14 protein-coding genes are annotated in these 15,862 nt (G+C 74.3%); 8 read left to right on the top strand and 6 right to left on the bottom strand.

What is annotated here, in order from left to right; genetic code table 11:
- Nucleotides 1-24: 24 nt before the first annotated feature.
- Nucleotides 25-1,290, bottom strand: a complete 1,266-nt coding sequence (locus tag Actob_RS14250) for a hypothetical protein (RefSeq protein ID WP_284920645.1) — start codon at nucleotides 1,288-1,290, stop codon at nucleotides 25-27.
- A gap of 127 nt (nucleotides 1,291-1,417) precedes the next feature.
- Nucleotides 1,418-2,857, bottom strand: coding sequence for an NADP-dependent phosphogluconate dehydrogenase (gene gndA, locus Actob_RS14255; RefSeq protein WP_284920646.1), 1,440 nt, complete (start codon nucleotides 2,855-2,857; stop codon nucleotides 1,418-1,420).
- A 230-nt stretch (nucleotides 2,858-3,087) separates the two neighbouring features.
- Here gndA and Actob_RS14260 point away from each other — a divergent pair, with 230 nt between their 5' ends.
- The 5 genes from Actob_RS14260 (at nucleotide 3,088) to Actob_RS14280 (ending at nucleotide 7,632) form a co-directional block, all read left to right on the top strand.
- Nucleotides 3,088-3,402: a type II toxin-antitoxin system PemK/MazF family toxin gene (locus Actob_RS14260; RefSeq protein WP_284920647.1), complete on the top strand. Its 315-nt coding sequence runs from the start codon at nucleotides 3,088-3,090 to the stop codon at nucleotides 3,400-3,402.
- Nucleotides 3,403-3,561: 159 nt separating this feature from the next.
- Nucleotides 3,562-4,788: a PP2C family protein-serine/threonine phosphatase gene (locus Actob_RS14265; protein ID WP_284920648.1), complete on the top strand. Its 1,227-nt coding sequence runs from the start codon at nucleotides 3,562-3,564 to the stop codon at nucleotides 4,786-4,788.
- A 163-nt stretch (nucleotides 4,789-4,951) separates the two neighbouring features.
- Entirely contained in the window at nucleotides 4,952-5,320 is a 369-nt protein-coding gene (locus tag Actob_RS14270) for a nuclear transport factor 2 family protein (RefSeq protein WP_284920649.1), read from the top strand.
- Nucleotides 5,321-5,404: 84 nt separating this feature from the next.
- A complete protein-coding gene (locus Actob_RS14275) occupies nucleotides 5,405-6,658 on the top strand; it encodes a hypothetical protein (RefSeq protein ID WP_284920650.1) in 1,254 nt (417 codons plus the stop codon).
- On the top strand, nucleotides 6,655-7,632 hold the full coding sequence (locus tag Actob_RS14280) for a glutamate ABC transporter substrate-binding protein (protein WP_284920651.1): 978 nt from the start codon (nucleotides 6,655-6,657) through the stop codon (nucleotides 7,630-7,632). Before Actob_RS14275 ends, Actob_RS14280 begins: the two co-directional genes overlap by 4 nt.
- Before the next feature lie 12 nt (nucleotides 7,633-7,644).
- On the opposite strand, the gene Actob_RS14285 is transcribed toward Actob_RS14280, so the two are convergent.
- On the bottom strand, nucleotides 7,645-9,234 hold the full coding sequence (locus Actob_RS14285; protein WP_284920652.1) for an MFS transporter: 1,590 nt from the start codon (nucleotides 9,232-9,234) through the stop codon (nucleotides 7,645-7,647).
- Nucleotides 9,235-9,312: 78 nt separating this feature from the next.
- Here Actob_RS14285 and Actob_RS14290 point away from each other — a divergent pair, with 78 nt between their 5' ends.
- Nucleotides 9,313-9,951, top strand: coding sequence for a TetR/AcrR family transcriptional regulator (locus Actob_RS14290; RefSeq protein WP_284920653.1), 639 nt, complete (start codon nucleotides 9,313-9,315; stop codon nucleotides 9,949-9,951).
- On the opposite strand, the gene Actob_RS14295 is transcribed toward Actob_RS14290, so the two are convergent.
- Nucleotides 9,916-10,383, bottom strand: a complete 468-nt coding sequence (locus Actob_RS14295) for a GNAT family N-acetyltransferase (RefSeq protein WP_284920654.1) — start codon at nucleotides 10,381-10,383, stop codon at nucleotides 9,916-9,918. The genes Actob_RS14290 and Actob_RS14295 overlap by 36 nt on opposite strands.
- Before the next feature lie 45 nt (nucleotides 10,384-10,428).
- Here Actob_RS14295 and Actob_RS14300 point away from each other — a divergent pair, with 45 nt between their 5' ends.
- Both Actob_RS14300 and Actob_RS14305 read left to right on the top strand, forming a co-directional pair.
- Nucleotides 10,429-10,839, top strand: a complete 411-nt coding sequence (locus Actob_RS14300) for an NUDIX domain-containing protein (RefSeq protein WP_284920655.1) — start codon at nucleotides 10,429-10,431, stop codon at nucleotides 10,837-10,839.
- A gap of 157 nt (nucleotides 10,840-10,996) precedes the next feature.
- Nucleotides 10,997-14,020 (top strand): ATP-binding protein, encoded by a 3,024-nt coding sequence (locus tag Actob_RS14305; RefSeq protein WP_284920656.1) that lies wholly within the window; start codon nucleotides 10,997-10,999, stop codon nucleotides 14,018-14,020.
- A 57-nt stretch (nucleotides 14,021-14,077) separates the two neighbouring features.
- Here Actob_RS14305 and Actob_RS14310 read toward each other — a convergent pair whose 3' ends face one another.
- Together Actob_RS14310 and Actob_RS14315 are read right to left on the bottom strand one after the other, a co-directional pair.
- Nucleotides 14,078-14,830, bottom strand: a complete 753-nt coding sequence (locus Actob_RS14310; RefSeq protein ID WP_284920657.1) for an ABC transporter permease — start codon at nucleotides 14,828-14,830, stop codon at nucleotides 14,078-14,080.
- Nucleotides 14,827-15,750, bottom strand: a complete 924-nt coding sequence (locus tag Actob_RS14315; protein WP_284920658.1) for an ATP-binding cassette domain-containing protein — start codon at nucleotides 15,748-15,750, stop codon at nucleotides 14,827-14,829. Before Actob_RS14315 ends, Actob_RS14310 begins: the two co-directional genes overlap by 4 nt.
- Nucleotides 15,751-15,862 lie beyond the last annotated feature (112 nt).

A 15,862-nucleotide genomic window follows, 5' to 3' on the forward strand; every position in this document is an offset into this window, starting at 1 on the left:
ACCAGCTCCCGGGCCGGCGCAGGGTCAGTTGGTGACTGTCAGGGTGGAGAGACCGGCTACGGCTTGGAGGTCCACGCCGGCGTCACCGGTGCCCCAGCCCCGGGTGGTGAACGAGCGGCCCGGTGCGATGCCCCGGTGGGTGGTGCCCCCGACGGTGACCTGGCCGGCGCCGGACTCCACGCGGACCCGGACCGGTGTGGTGTCCGGGAGAGTGACCCGGAACTGGTCGACGCCGCCGGTCATCCGGACCGGGACCAGGCCGCGCGGCTCGGGCAGGGACAGGTCGATGCGGCTGGCGCCACCGTTGAGGTCCAGGGCCGCGAGGTCGGCGCCGGTCAGGTCGAGGCGGCTGTGGGTGACGCCGCCGTCCAGGCGCAGGGTCCAGCGGACCGCCGCGTTGAGCACGATCGTGACGGCGGCCGAGCCGCCGCTGCCGTCCGAGCGCAGGCGCAGCCGGACCGCGTCGTGGTCCTGCTCGGCGGACGGGGTGAGGCCGCTGTTCGGCGGGGTGCTGATCCGGAACAGGTCGTCGCCGAGGTCGGCGGCGCTCAGCTCGACCAGGGTGGCGCTGTCGAGCAGGTCGAAGGAGGCCTCGGTGCGGCCGTCGGCCGGGGCGGTGAGCTGACTGCCGGGCGGCGCGTTGTCGGCCGGCGGGTTGGCGGCCCGGTGCGCCGGGGTGGTGGCCGCGGCGGTGGCGGCCGCGGCGCGTGGCGCGTCGGCGTCCTGCCGGGGGACCAGCAGGAACGCGGCGATCAGGCCGGCTAGGCCGAGCGCGGCGGCGGCCAGCAGCACCGGTTTCCGGCGGCGGGCGGTGCCGGGGAGCGGTTCGAGGTCCGGTGGGGCGGTCCAGCCGGGCAGCGGATAGGCCGAGGTGAAACCGGGATCGTCGAACGGGTCGGTGGCCGGGGGATAGGGCAGCCCGGCGACGGGAGCGAACCCGGTCGGGTCGGTGTCCTCCTCGGCGAACTCGGCCGGATCGGGCGCCGGCCACGCACCGGTCGGCTCGAGGTCGGCGGCGGGAGCGGAGGGCTGAGCCGATCCGGCCGCCGGTCCCGGGTGGGGTGTGAGGGCCGCGGAGTGCTCGGCTTCGGCCGCCGAGCCCGGGTGGGGTGCGAGGGCCGCGGAGTGCTCGGCTTCGGCCATCGAGCCCGGGTGGGGTACGACGGCCGGGGAGTCGTCGGATTCGGCAAGGGTGGCCGGGCGGGGTGCGGGGACCGGCTGGTCGCCTGGGCGGGCCCGCACCAGCCGGCCGGCGTCGGGCGGGCGCGTGCCGGCCGAATCGTCGCTCATCGCTCCTCCAGGGGCCGTGGTGTCGACCATGACTACGGAGCGGGGCTCGTCGCGGATCGGTGCGCGCCGACGAAAACGCCCCGGCTGGGCGGCCGGGGCGTCACGCGTACCGAAAAGCGGTGGTGGTCTAGGCGTCGATCTCGGAACGGTCGTCGGTCGCCCAGAGGGTGTGGAAGGAGCCGTCCTTGTCGACGCGGCGGTAGGTGTGCGCGCCGAAGAAGTCGCGCTGGCCCTGGATCAGGGCGGCCGGCAGGCGGGTGGCGCGCAGACCGTCGTAGTAGGCCAGCGCGGAGGAGAAGCCGGGGGCCGGGATGCCCTGCTGGGCGGCGGTGACCACGACGCGCCGCCAGGCGTCCTGGGCGCCGCTGACCGCGTCCAGGAAGTAGTCGTCGACCAGCAGCGTGGGCAGCTCCGGGTTCTTGTCGTAGGCCTGCTTGATGAAGTCCAGGAACTTGGCCCGGATGATGCAGCCGGCCCGCCAGATCTTGGCCATCGCGCCCGGGTCGATCGCCCAGCCGTACTCCTTGCTGGCCGCCTGGATCTGCTGGAAGCCCTGCGCGTACGCGACGATCTTGGAGGCGAACAGTGCCTGCTCGACGTCCGCGCGCAGGTCACCGCCGACGTGCTCGGACCCCGCCGACGGGCCCGGCAGGCCGGCGTCGGCGGCCGCCTTGCGCACGTCCGCGCCGCCGGAGAGGGCGCGGGCGAAGACGGACTCGGCGATGCCGCTGACCGGCACGCCCAGGTCCAGGGCGGCCTGCACGGTCCAGCGGCCGGTGCCCTTCTGCTCGGCCTGGTCGGCCACGACGTCCACGAACGGCTTGCCGGTCGACGCGTCCACCTGCTTGAGCACCTCGGCGGTGATCTCGATCAGGTACGACCCGAGCCGTCCCTCGTTCCACTGGCCGAACACGCCGGCGATCTCCTGCGGGGACAGCCCGCCGACCTGGCGCAGCAGGTCGTACGCCTCGGCGATGAGCTGCATGTCGGCGTACTCGATGCCGTTGTGCACCATCTTGACGAAGTGGCCGGCGCCGTCCGGGCCGACGTGCACGCAGCACGGCTCGCCGTCGACCTTGGCGGCGATGTCCTCGAGCAGCGGCCCGAGCGCGTCGTACGACTCCTTCGGCCCGCCCGGCATGATGCTCGGGCCGTGCAGCGCGCCCTCCTCGCCGCCGGACACGCCGGCACCGACGAAGTGCAGCCCCTTGGCCTTGAGCGCGGCCTCCCGGCGGCGGGTGTCCGCGTAGTGCGCGTTGCCCGCGTCGATCAGCATGTCGCCCTCTTCGAGCAGCGGCGCGAACTCGTCGATCACGGCGTCGGTGGCCGGCCCGGCCTTCACCATGATCACCACGCGGCGGGGGCGCTCCAGGCTCGCCACGAACTGCTCCGGGGTCTCCGCGGGCAGGAAGGTGCCCTCGTGGCCGAACTCCTCGACCAGCTCCTTGGTCCGGCCGTAGGAGCGGTTGTGCAACGCCACGGTGTGTCCGTGCCGGGCGAAATTGCGGGCCAGGTTGCGGCCCATCACCGCAAGGCCGGTGACTCCGATCTGCGCTTTCTGCGACATCCCTACGTCCTTTCGTAACCGGCCCGTGACGGGCCCCGCGTTAGTTTCTACGGGATCCGGGGGCGTTGAGTTCGATCACGTCCACGTGGTGAACACCGGTGGCGCCGGCGGAGGTGACGGCCCGCCGGGCACCGCGACATGCCAACGGGGTGCACGCGGCGTAGATCGGCGCGGCGGTACGCTTCCAGCCATGCCGAACCGGACCGTGCCGTCATCCGGTCGGTGCTGACGTGCGCCGGGGCGAGATCTGGACCATCGGCGATCGCTCCGATCTGCGGTACCGCGTGCTCGTGCTCTCCGCGGACAGCTACAACGAGCGGGACAACGCCTCGCCCTACTGCGCTCCCATCGTCCGTCAGCGCGGCGTGACCGAGCTCCCACCGTACGCGGTGGCCCTCACCGAGCAGGACCCGATCACCGGCGTCGTGGTGGTCAACCGGATGCGCCGGCTGCCCGCCTCGGTCGGCGCCGAGCGGATCGGCATGGTGACCGGGGCCAGCATGGCCCGGTTGGCCGAGGCGATCCGGGACCTCTTCGAGCTGTGACCGCCGATCACGCCGGACCAGCCCCCGAAAGCCTTACGCCCGACCGGGTGACGTGTGGATCGATGGGCAGGCAGCGCGGCAGCCCCGGATGATCGGGGGATACGACCGCCCGGTGCGCTGGCGTAAGCAGGAGGCCAGGGCAGGCGGGGAGGTTGGTCGGTGGGTCATCAGGCGTTCGCGGAGACGTTGAGCGATCGGCGGCAGGTCGCTGATCGGCTCGCCGAGGTGGAGCGCCTGGCCAGCCTCGGCTGGGGCGAGTGGGACCTGGTCACCGGCGAGGTGTACTGGTCGCCCCAGCTGTACCGGATCTACCAGCGGGACCCGGCGCTCGGCCCGCACTCGCACGCCGAGGGACGGCACGCGGCGGTGGACGGCGAGCACTCGCTGCGCGAGATCGCGCTGGCCGCGGCGCGCGGGTCGGATCGGATCGAGCTGTTCACCAGGGTCCGGATCGCCGGCCGGATCCGGCGGCTGCGGACGATCGCGGAGACCGTCCGGGACGCCGACGGGCGGCCGATCCGGCTCTTCGGCATCGTCCAGGACGTCACCGAGCAGCAGGTCAGCGCGAAGCAGTTGGCCGAGGTCGAGCACAAGCTGGACGAGCAGCGCCGGGCCGCCGACGCCGAGCACGACCTGGCACTGCGGCTTCAGGAGATCATCCTGCCGATCCCGGACGAGCCGATCGAGCTGCCCGGGCTCAAGGCCGCGATCCGCTACCTGCCGGCCGGGCAGGACTCGATGGTCGGCGGCGACTGGTACCACGCGGCAGCGCTGCGCGACGGGACGGTGCTGCTCGCGGTCGGCGACGTCACCGGGCACGGCACCCAGGCGGCCAGCAACATGGCCCAGCTGCGGCACGCGCTGCGCGCGCTGACCGTGCTGGACAGCGACCCGGCCACCCTGCTCGGGCACCTCAACCGGCTCACCTGCGAGCTGGAGCGGGAGTCGCCGGAGCTGGCCGCGACGGCGGTGATCGCCCGATTCGACCCGTACCGCCTGGAGCTGACCTGGGCGCAGGCCGGCCATCCGCCGCCGATGCTGTGCCGGGCCGGGCGTACCACGACGCTGGCCCGCCCGGCCGGACCGATGCTCGGCGTGCTGGAGGACGCCCGCTACGCCACGGCGGTCACCGACTTCCGCCCCGGCGACGTGCTGCTGCTCTACACCGACGGCCTGGTGGAGTACCGCGGGCAGAGCCTGGACACCGGCCTGGACGCGGTGATCCGCGCGGTCGACGACGCGGTCCGCGCCGCGCCGCAGCAGCCGCTCGCCGAGCTGGTCGGGCGCCTGCGGCGGGCCAATCCGGACGACGACACCTGCATCCTCGCGGTCCGCCCGTCCACCGGCCACACGCGCGACCTGCGCCACCTGATGACCCGCCGCTAGGCCGGACTCCGAAACACGGCTTAGGTCCGCTGCCCGGTTCCGGCGCTTTCCGGTACGGCTGGTCCGCGAGCCACGCTCGCCGGCGAAACACCGACAGGACGGTGTCGCCGAGTCCGCGCAGGATCGGGGTGGTAGCGATTCCCGCGAGCGAGGAGAACTCACCATGTCGCGTGCCGACGAGCTGGCGGCCGCCTGGGTCGCGTTCTGGAACGGCGACCTGTCCCGGGCCGGGACCCTGCTGTCCAGCGGCTTCCGGATCCACTTCGCCGGCGGCAACGACGCGGCGCTGGCCGGCGACCGGGTGCGCGGCCCGGCCGAGATGGCCGCCTATGTCGAGGACTTCCGGGAACAGCGGCCGGGGCTGCGGTTCACCCTGGACGGGCCGCCGGTCGCGGGCGACGCCGGGTTCGCCATCCGGTGGACCGCCCAGCGGGCCGGGGTGCACGTCGGCGGCATCGACCTGCTGCACCTGGCCGGCGACCGGATCGCCGAGGTGTGGTCGGTGACCGGGGAACGGCCGTTCCCGGGCTGACCACGAGCCCGGCACCGGTCACGTATCGCGTTGTCGGTACCCCGTACTGTCATCGGCAGTCGTCTGTGAACCAGGGGGTGGGCGTTGCCGACAGTCCTGCGCCGTCTCGCCACGCCGGACCTGTATCGCCTGATCGCGGTCACCCTGATCGCGCTCGGCGTCGGCCTGGGCGGCACCGCGCTCGCCACCGTGCACCACCGTGCCGCGCTGACCGAGGACATCACCACGGTGAGCGGGCCGCTCAGCGTCGATGCCCAGGAGCTCTACCGGTCGCTGTCCGACGCGGACGCCACGGCGGCCACCGCGTTCCTGAGCAACGGCGCCGAGCGGACCGAGCTACGCCAGCGGTACCTCGACGACCTCGCCCGGGCCGGTGCCGCGCTGACCGTCGCCACCCGCGACGCCGACGACGCGGACGCGGCCCGGCTCGCGGTGCTCACCACCCAGCTGCCGGTCTACACCGGACTGGTGGAGACGGCCCGGTCGTATAACCGGCTCGGCACGCCGCTCGGCGGCGCCTATCTGCGGGAGGCGTCGGCGCTGATGCGGCACACCCTGCTGCCACAGGCGGAGGGCCTGTTCACCTCGGCGCAGGACCGGGTGGACGCCGCGCAGCGCGACGCCACCGGGTTCCCGTGGCCGGTGCTGCTGCTCGGCCTGCTCACCGTGGCCGGGCTGGTCGGGGCGCAGGTGCTGGTCGCCCGCCGGACCAACCGGGTGTTCAACGTCGGACTGGTCGCCGCCGCCCTGGTCGCCCTGATCCTGCTGGCCTGGCCGGTCACCGCGCTGAGCGCCGCGGCGAGCCGGGTGGACGCCGGCCGTGGCGAGGGCTCGGCGCTGGTCTCGGCACTCGCCGACGGCCGCCGGCTCGCCCTGCAGGCCCGCGCCGACGAGGCGCTCACGCTCATCGCCCGGGGCAGCGGCGCCGCGTTCGAGAAGGACTACGTCACGGTGATGGCGGATCTGGACCGGGTGATGGGCACCGCCCTGAGACACGCCCCGGCCGCCGACCGGCAGCTCATCGAGCAGGCCCGCGAGCAGGCCGACCGGTGGTACGACATGCACCGCCAGCTGCGCCAGCTCGACGACCGGGGTGACTACCTGGCCGCGGTGGCCAGCGCGACGGCGACCGGCAAGGCCGACCTGCCGGCCGTCTTCGGTCAGCTGGACACCGCGGTGACCACCGCCCTGGCCGCCGCGAACGAGCGGGTGGACCGGCAGGCCGGCCGGGGCGGCTCGGCCCTGACCGGCCTGGAGATCGCGTTGCTGCTGCTCACCGGTGGCCTGGTCGCCGCGGTGATCCTCGGGTTCCGTCCCCGGCTCAAGGAGTACCGATGAAACGGGTCGTCGCGACGCTGGCCGCGCTTGTCCTGCTCACCCCGCTCGCCGGCTGCGGCTCGGCGGACGAGCGACCGGGTTCCGCCACGGGGGTCCGCGCCGCCCTGCCGCTGCCGGAGAACGTGCAGGATCCGGCCGAGATCCCGAGCGCCCGGCCGGCCCCGGACTGCGACCCCCGGGCCAGCCTGCGGCCGACCGGCGCGCTGCCGGCACCGGGACGGATGCCGGCCGGCTCGACCATGGCCAGGATCGTCGCCCGGGGCCGGCTGATCGTCGGCATCGACCAGAACGCGTACCTGTTCGGATACCGCGACCCGAACACCGGCGACCTGGTCGGCTTCGAGATCGACATCGCGCGGGCGATGGCGAAGGCGCTGTTCGGCGACGCCCGGAAGATCCAGTTCCTGGCGATCACCACTGCCGACCGGATCCCGGTGCTGCAGAGCGGCAAGGCCGACATGGTGGTCCGGACCATGACGATGACCTGTGAGCGCTGGCAGCAGGTGTCGTTCTCCACCGAGTACCTCACCTCCCACCAGCGGTTGCTGGTCCGCAAGGGCTCCGGGATCAGGGAGTTCACCGACCTGGGTGGCCGCAAGGTCTGCGCGACCCGGGGCAGTACCAGCATCGTGACCATCGCGGAGCAGCCGGCCAAGCCGATCCCGGTGGCCACCGACAGCACCCTGGACTGCCTGGTGATGCTCCAGCAGGGGCAGGTGGACGCGGTGTCCACCATCGACGTGCTGCTGGCCGGGCTGGCCGCGCAGGACCCGAGCACCGAGGTGGTCGGCAGGTTCAGCTCGGACGAGCCGTCCGGCGTGGGGATCGCGAAGAACTCGCCCGATCTGGTGCGGTTCGCCAACGGGGTGCTCGACAAGATGCGTGCGGACGGGTCCTGGACCAGCATCTACAACCGGTGGCTGACGCCGCTCGGGCCGGCTCCGGCACCGCCGGCGCCGGTCTACCGGGACTGACCGCCGGCGCTTTCACCGGTGCCGGCCGCCCCGCGCGGCCGGCGGCACCGACTCGGTGGCCGGTGGGGCTGGGGAAGCGGTTGCCGGCACGGGGTCGGTGGCCGGTGGGGCCGGGGAGGCGGTTGCCGGCACGGGGTCGGTGGCCGGTGGGGCCGGGGAGGCGGTTGCTGGCATGGGGTCGGTGGCCGGTGCCGCCGGGGCCGCCGGCCGCAGGCGGGTCGCGAGCAGGGCGGCCAGCACCATCAGCGCCGCCGCCACCCCGAAGACGGTGTCCACCCCGGCGGTGAGTGCCGCCGGCCGCGCCGCCGCCGCGGTGACCGTCAGGCCGCCGGTCCGCGACTGGACGACGGCTGTCAGCAGCGACCCGAACGCCGCCGCCCCGATCGCCCCGCCCAGCGACTGGAAGAACCGGATCCCCGTGGTCGCCGCTCCGAGCTGATGCCGCGGCGCGCTCAGCTGCACCGCCATGATCAGCTTGCCGAGCAGCTGCCCGAACCCGATGCCGAGCAGCACCAGCTCGGCGCGGATCAGCCACAGTGACGTGTCGGCCCGGGTGAGTGCGAGGGCGCCGAGGGCCAGTGCCGCACAGCCGGTGCCGGCCACCATGGTGGTGCGCAGCGGCCAGCCCAGCCGGGCGAACGCCACGCCGGACAGCGCGATCCCGGCTGCCAGGAACGCCGGGTAGGTGCCCGCCGCGCCGGCGCTGATCCCGCGGCCGACCTGCAGGTACACCATCAGGTAGACCATCACGCCGACCAGCGCGACGCCGACCAGGGCCTGGATCACGAAGCTGTCCCGGACGGTGGGGATCCGGAACAGGCCGGGCGGCAGGATCGGGTCCGGGCTGCGGCGCTGCCACCACAGGAACGCCGCCAGGCAGGTGACCGCGGTGCCGGCCAGGCCCAGGATGGTGGGCGACGACCAGGCGTACCGGTCGCCGCCCCAGTCGCAGGCCAGCAGCAGGGCGCCGGCGAAACCGGCGACCAGGCCGGCCCCGAACAGGTCGACGTGCGTGCCGGTGCCGTGCCGGGGCAGCCGCAGCACGAGCAGGGCGCCGGTCACGATCACCGCGCCGAGCGGCACGTTGACGTAGAAGATCCAGCGCCAATCTCCGTGGTCGGCGAAGAAACCGCCGATCAGCGGGCCGATCGCCATGCCGAAGCCGCCGACCAGACCGGCCATCCCGCCCGGGCCCTGCCTGTCGCCCGGCCGGCGCAGGTGCGCCATCACCACCATGGTGACGCTCATCAGGCCGCCCGCGCCCAGGCCCTGTACCGCCCGGAACGCGATCAGCTGCCCCATCGTCTGCGCCGTGCCGCAGAGCACCGAGCCGAACAGGAACAGCAGCACGGTGCCGAGGAAGACCCGTTTCGGTCCCCACACGTCGCACAGCCGTCCGTAGAGCGGCAGGACCACCGTGGCGGCCAGGGTGAACGCCGCGACCAGCCAGGCCACCTGGTCGACGCCGTGCACCGGGTCGAGGTCCCGGACGATCGGGACGATGGCCGCCGACACGATGTTCTGATCCAGGATCGCCAGCACGATCGTCGCCAGGCACAGGATCATCCCGATCCCGCGCTCCACTTTGCTCATCTCGGTCATGCGGCGACCGTACGCAAGAATTTTGGTCTGGGTCAAGGTTTTGTCTGTGACCAAATTTGACTCTGGTAAAGTTCGGGCATGGACGTCGGCCTTCGGGAGCGCAAGAAGCTGGAGACCCGCCGGGTGCTCTGGACCACCGCCATCGACCTGTTCGTCGAGCGCGGTTTCGACAACGTCGCGATGGCCGAGATCGCGGCCGCCGCCAATGTCTCCAAGACCACCGTCTTCAACTATTTCGGCAGCAAGGAGGACCTGGTCCTGGGTCCGCTGGAGGAGCACGTCGACGAGCCGGCCCGGGTGGTCCGGGAGCGTGCGCCGGGCGAGTCGCCGGTGGCGGCACTGCGGCGGCACTTCCTGGCGGCACTGGCCGCGCGGGATGCCGCGACGGGTCTCTGCGACCGGCCGAACGTGCTGCGGGTGCAGCAGCTGATCCTCGGCACTCCGGCGTTGACGCCGCGGCTCTACACGGCGACGGCGCGCGGCCAGCAGCTGCTGGCCGCCGAGCTGGCGACGCTCGTCGACGCGGATCTCGCGCGGCTGGCCGCGGCGCAGATCGCCGCGACCCGGATGGTCCTGGTGATGGAGAACCGCGACCGGTTGCTGGCCGGCGAGTCGGCCGACGCGGTCCACCCGGCCGCGGTCGAGCGGGCGAACCGCGCCTTCGACCTGCTCGACGGGGGGTTAGCGATGCTCTTTCATCAGGTGGACGAGGGTTAGGCCGGGGCGGATCGGCTCGCGGTGCGTCTCGGCGTAGCCGCAGCGTTCGTACAGGCGGATGTTGCCGGCGCTCAGGTGGCCGGTGAAGAGGGCGAACCACTCGGCCCGGCCGTCGGCGGCGGCCTCGACGGCGGCTAGCAGGCGGGTGCCGATGCCGCGGCCCTGCTGGTCCGGTGCGACGACCAGGCGGCCGATGCGCAGGACCGGGCCGTCCAGTTCGCCCCGGACGGCGCCGACGACGCGGTGCCCCAGGGTGGCCTTCACCGCCAGGTTCCCGGTGAGTTCGGTGATCAGCTCGTCCAGCGGCTGGACCAGGGCCGGCAGGTGCGGATCGTCGTAGAGCTGGGCCTCGACGACGTAGGCGGCCCGCTGCAGGGTGAGGATCTCGCCGGCGTCGGCCGGGCCCGCCGGGCCGATCACGATCTCATCCATGCCGCCCATGATCCTCCGCGCCGCCGCGTTTGACAGGATGTCCCGGTGAAACCATCGGTGTCCTGTGTCTTCGTCTGCCACGACGGTGCCGGCCGGATCCTGCTGGCCAAGCGTTCCGGGCAAGCCCGGGACGAGCCGGGGACCTGGGACTGTGGTGCGGGCGCGCTGGAGTTCGGCGAGACCTTCGAGGCGGCGGTGACCCGCGAGGTCGTGGAGGAGTACGTCGCCCGGCCGCTGGAGATCACTCAGCTCGGGGTGCGCAACGTGCTGCGCGAGGATCCGCCGTCGCACTGGGTGGCGGTGGTCTTCGCGGTGCGGGTCGATCCGGCCGCCGTCCGGATCGGCGAGCCGCACAAGTTCGACGAGCTGACCTGGTGCGCTCCGGACGACCTGCCCAGCCCGCGGCACTCGCAGCTGTCCGCGACGCTGGCGCTGCTGGAGACCGCGGGCGGATAGGTCCGGGTCCGCGGGCGATGCCCGGTACGCCGGCAAGCGGCGGCCGCCACGGGTGGGCGGTGGGCGTACCGGAGATCGGCGGACCGCGGGGCGAGCGGGCCGTGCGCCGGCGGCCGGGGCTGCGTCCGGTTCGCGCGGAGCGCTAGCGTCGTCGTCGATGGACGTGGAACTGACGCTGCTGACGCGGGTGCGTCATCGCGGGGTGGAGATCGGCGGGTCCCGGCTGGGTGATCTGCTCGCGCTGCTGGCCGGCGAGCCGGCGGGGTGCGACTCGGCTCGGCTGATCGCCGCGTTGTGGCCGGGGGAGCGGCCGGCGCATCCCGCGAAGGCGTTGCAGACGCTGGTCGCCCGGGCGCGGGCCCGGCTGGGTGCGGATCTGGTCAGGAGCACCCCGGCCGGATATCGGCTCGCCCTGAGCCCGGAGCGGGTGGACGCGTCGGCGGTGCTGCTCCGGGCGGCGGCCTGTGCCCGGCATGCCGGCGACGGGGAGCATGCCGCCGCGCTCGCCGAGGCCGAGGCCGGGCTCGAGCTGTTCGCGGGGGCCGAGGCGGGGCCGGCGCCGTCCGGACGGGCCGGGCCGTCGGGCGGGCCGGGGGACGGGCCGCTGGCGCGGCTGCGGGCGGCGCGGGCGGCGACCCGGCGGGAGCTGGCCAGGGCGCGGGCACTCGCCCTGGCGCGGCTGGGCCGGCCCGCCGCCGGAGCACTCGAGGAGGTGCTCGCGGAGCGGCCGCGGGACGAGGAAGTGCTGGTGGAACTGCTGCGGTGCGAGGCAGCGGCGCAGGGACCGGCGGCGGCGCTGGCGCGGTATGACGCCTATCGTCGGGGGCTCCGCGAGGAGCTGGGGGCGGAGCCGGGCGCTGCGCTGCGGGCCGTTCACCGGGAACTGCTGCTCAGCGACGCGCCGGTGGTCCGGCAGGGCCTGCGGTACGAGCCGAACGAGCTGCTCGGCCGGGACGCGGACGTCGCCGCCGTCGCCGGGCTGCTGCGCACCCGGCGGGTGGTCTCGGTGGTCGGTGCCGGTGGTCTGGGCAAGACCCGGCTGGCCCAGGCGGTCGCCCGGCGCGCCGCGCACCGGCTGGTCTACCTGGTCGAGCTGGCCGGGGTGACCCGGGACGCCGAGGTGGCCGGCGCGGTCGCCACCGCCCTCGGCCTCGGCGGGACGGCCGGGGCCGCCGGGATCGCCGCCGCGCTCGAACCCGGGCCGGCCCTGCTCGTGCTGGACAACTGCGAGCAGGTGATCGACGGGGTGGCCGCGCTGGTGCGGGCGCTGATCGGGCTGGCCGGTGGGCTGACCGTGCTGACCACCAGCCGGGCGCCGCTGGACCTGACGGCGGAGTCGGTCCATCAGCTGCCCGAGCTGGACCTGCCGACCACCGTGGAGCTGTTCACGCAGCGGGCCCGGGCGGCCCGGCCCGGCGCCGAGCTGCCGGCCGAGGCGGTCCGCGACCTGTGCCGGCGCCTCGACGGGCTGCCGCTGGCGGTGGAGCTGGCCGCCGCCCGGATCCGGACCATGTCCCCGGCCGAGATCGCCGGCCGGTTCGGCCTGCACCAGGGCGGCGGCCGCGACCTGCCGGAACGGCACCGCACCCTGCACGCGGTGATCGACTGGAGCTGGCACCTGCTGGAGGCGGACGGCCGAGCCGCCATGCGCGCCCTGTCGATCTTCCCGGGTGGCTTCTCCGCCGACGCCGTGCGGCACGTGCTCGCCGACGACGCGGTGGTCGCGCAGCTCGTCGACCAGTCACTGGTCAAGGTGCTGGACGGTCCGGCCGGCACCCGGTTCCGGATGCTGGAGACGGTGCGCGAGTTCAGCACCGCGCGGCGCGAGGAGGCCGGCGAGACGGAGGCCGCGACCGAGCGGTTCCTGGACTGGGCGCGGCACCTGGCGATCCGGGACGGCGGGGACTACGCGGCCGGTTTGATCGAGGCCGCCGACGAGTTGCGGGCCGAGCAGGACAACCTGGTGCTGGCCCTGCGGCTGGGGATGGACCGGTCCGACCCGGCCACCGTGGCGGCGGCCGGGGCGCTGCTCGGGACCCTCTGGCTGACCGACTCCGACATCGCCCGGCTGGCGGCGCTGGCCGCCGACGTGCCGGTGGTGCTGGCCCGGTTCCGGCCCGGCCCGGCGTACGTCGAGGCCACCCGGACCACAGCGGTCTGGTGCGCGATGACCGCCTTCGTCACCCGCGGCCCGCGGCCGTTGCGGGCCCTGGCCGTCCTGCGCCGGCTGCCGCCGCCGGCGCCCGGCTCGCTGATCGGCGCCGCGCAGGCGGTGCTCGGCGCCGGCGACGTGCGGGAGCTCTACGACAGCGCGGATCCGCTGCTGGCCGGGCTGGCGTACTACGCGGGCAGCTATCGGGCCGAACACGCCAACGATCCGGCGGCGGCGCTGCTCGCCGCCCGCCGGATGCTCGCCCGGCTGGCGGACCTGGACCCGTGGCTGCGCGCACTCGCCCACGCCCGGATCGGCGAGCTGTGCCTGCAGGCCGCGCCGGGGGAGGAGGCGTTCCAGCACCTCGACATCGCACTGTCGATCATGGAGGAGCTGGGCGCCTGGTCGAGCGCGGCGCGGGCCCGCTGGGCGATCGTGCTGGCCGACCTGCAGCGGGGCGCGTTCGACCGGGCCGAGCAGGGTCTCGACCAGCTGAGTTGCGGGGTGCTGACCGAGGAGGCCGGGGCGATGCGGTTCGACCTGTGCACCCGGGCGGAGATCCGGCTGGGCCGCGGCGACGTGGCCGGCGGGCTGCGGCTGTGGCGGCAGGCGGCCGCCGGGCTGCGCGGCGACGAGGGGTTGTGGGCGAGCGAGATCCTCGCCGTGGTGGTGATCGTGCACTGCCGGCACGGGTGTTCCGGCCTGGTCGCGGACGTCGCCGAGCAGGTGGCCCGGCGGCTGCGGGCGGCGCTGCCGGTCGTCCCGGTGGCGATTTTCCGGATCTGCGGCGTCATGCTGCTGGCCACCGCGGCGTTCGCCGGGGCGGGCGGCCGCGCCGCGGAGGCCGCGCGGCTGGTCGCGGTCGCCGACCGGTTCGGCTTCTCCGGTACGTTCCGGTCGGTGCCCGCCGCGGCCGAGCCGGTCCGGGACGCGGATCGGCCGGCGTACACCGCCGCGGTGGCGGAGTACGCCGGCCTGGACGCCGGCGCGTTGCGGGCGGCGGCGCTGTCGCTGCTCGACGCTTCCTGAGCAGCCGTCGGCCGCGTCGCTGTCCGGGGTCTCCCGGCCCGCTCTCCCGGCGCGTCGCTACTGGGGGTCGCGCCGGAACAGCAGGCGCGCCCACAGGTAGCCGGCGGTCGCCAGGATCAGGCACCAGCCGGTCGCGAGCAGGCCGGTGGCGCCGATCGCGGTGCCGAGCAGCAGGCCGCGCAGGCTGTCGATGATCGGCGTGAACGGCTCGTGCGCGGCGAACCAGCGGACCGTGCCGGACATCGTCTCCGGCCGCACGAAGGCGCTGCTCAGGAACGGCAGCAGCTGGGTGATCAGGGTGAACGGGGTGGTGCCCTCGGCGGTCTTCGCGGCCAGGCCGACCGCCACGCCGAGCCAGGTCATCGCGACGGTGAGCAGGGTCAGCACGCCGGCCGCGGCGAGCCAGCGGGCCGGGTCGCCGGTCGGCCGGAAGCCCAGGGCCAGCGCGACCAGGACGACCAGCACGGCGCTGAGCAGGGTGCGCACCGTGGAGCCGAGGACGTGCCCGGTCAGCACCGAGGCGCGGGAGATGGCCATGGTGCGGAACCGGTTGATGATCCCCTTGGTCATGTCCCGGTTGACGGCGAGCGCCGTGGTCGTCGAGCCGTACCCGACGGTCATCAGCAGGACCCCGGCGACCAGGTAGTCGATGTAGTCGTCGTCGGACATGCCGGCGCTCAGCGTGCCGCCGAGGACGCCGACGAAGAGCAGCAGCAGGACGACCGGCATGGCGACGGTCATGATGATCGCGCCGGGGTTGCGGGAGGTGTGCCTGACGGTACGCCGCAGCATGGTCATCGCGTCTCTCATCGCGCGGCCTCCGCCCGCTGCCCGGTCAGCGTCAGGAACACGTCCTCCAGGTCGGGCGAGCGCATCGACAACTCCTCCGCCTCGATCCCGGCCCGGTCCAGCCGCTCCAGCAGCTCGCGGGGCCGCGCCGCGGGCACCCGCAGCGACAGGTCCTCGTCGTCCGGGACGCCCTCCGGGAAGAGTGCCGCGGCGGTGCCGAGCGTTCCGGCGTCGGCGAAGCGCAGGCGCACGTGGCCGCCCGGCACCCGGCGCTTGAGCTCGGCGGGTGTGCCGGCCGCGACGATCCGGCCGCCGTCGAGCAGCGCCACCCGGTCGGCGAGGTGGTCCGCCTCCGCCAGGTACTGCGTGGTCAGGACGACGGTGACCCCGTCCGCCAGCAGGTCCCGCACGATCTGCCACATCATCCGGCGGCTGCGCGGGTCCAGCCCGGTGGTCGGCTCGTCCAGGAAGATCAGCCGCGGCCGCCCGATCAGCGTCATCGCCAGGTCCAGCCGCCGCCGCATCCCGCCGGAGTAGGTGGCAGCGGTCTTGCCCGCCGCCTCGGCCAGGTCGAACCGGTCGAGCAGCCCGGCGACGCTCCGCTGCCGGCCGGCCCGGTCCAGGTGGTGCAGGTCGGCCATCAGCTCCAGGTTCTCCGCGCCGGTCAGCAGGTCGTCGACGGCCGAGAACTGCCCGGTCACCCCGATCATCGCGCGGATCGCCTCGGGCTCGCGGCGCAGGTCGTGCCCGCCGATGGTCACCTGCCCGCCGTCGAACCCGATCAGCGTGGACAGGATCCGCACCGCCGTGGTCTTGCCCGCCCCGTTCGGCCCGAGCAGCGCGAACGTCGTGCCCTCCGGTACCTCGAAGCCGATCCCGTCGAGCACCGTCCGCTCGCCGAACGACTTCCGCAGCCCGCTGACCGCGATCGTCATGGTCATCCCCTCTCACCGTGGTGGCGAGGGACAGCGTGCGCGGGCCCGGCTTCAGCGCGGTGTCATCGTGGCTTCACCCCGGTGTCGCGGCGGGCGGGCAGCTCGCTGAGCGCGGTGC

Origin of the sequence: Actinoplanes oblitus (assembly GCF_030252345.1) — a bacterium.
Lineage (GTDB): Bacteria > Actinomycetota > Actinomycetes > Mycobacteriales > Micromonosporaceae > Actinoplanes > Actinoplanes oblitus.

Excerpts from the sequence above, each read along its gene's own strand:
- Actob_RS14270 (WP_284920649.1), top strand. The coding sequence starts at position 4,952 with ATGTCGCGTGCCGACGAGCTGGCGGCCGCCTGGGTCGCGTTCTGGAAC.
- Actob_RS14305 (WP_284920656.1), top strand. The coding sequence starts at position 10,997 with ATGGACGTGGAACTGACGCTGCTGACGCGGGTGCGTCATCGCGGGGTG.
- gndA (WP_284920646.1), bottom strand. The coding sequence starts at position 2,857 with ATGTCGCAGAAAGCGCAGATCGGAGTCACCGGCCTTGCGGTGATGGGC.
- Actob_RS14315 (WP_284920658.1), bottom strand. The coding sequence starts at position 15,750 with ATGACCATGACGATCGCGGTCAGCGGGCTGCGGAAGTCGTTCGGCGAG.
- Actob_RS14295 (WP_284920654.1), bottom strand. The coding sequence starts at position 10,383 with ATGGATGAGATCGTGATCGGCCCGGCGGGCCCGGCCGACGCCGGCGAG.
- Actob_RS14290 (WP_284920653.1), top strand. The coding sequence starts at position 9,313 with ATGGACGTCGGCCTTCGGGAGCGCAAGAAGCTGGAGACCCGCCGGGTG.
- Actob_RS14310 (WP_284920657.1), bottom strand. The coding sequence starts at position 14,830 with ATGAGAGACGCGATGACCATGCTGCGGCGTACCGTCAGGCACACCTCC.
- Actob_RS14280 (WP_284920651.1), top strand. The coding sequence starts at position 6,655 with ATGAAACGGGTCGTCGCGACGCTGGCCGCGCTTGTCCTGCTCACCCCG.
- Actob_RS14250 (WP_284920645.1), bottom strand. The coding sequence starts at position 1,290 with ATGAGCGACGATTCGGCCGGCACGCGCCCGCCCGACGCCGGCCGGCTG.
- Actob_RS14285 (WP_284920652.1), bottom strand. The coding sequence starts at position 9,234 with ATGACCGAGATGAGCAAAGTGGAGCGCGGGATCGGGATGATCCTGTGC.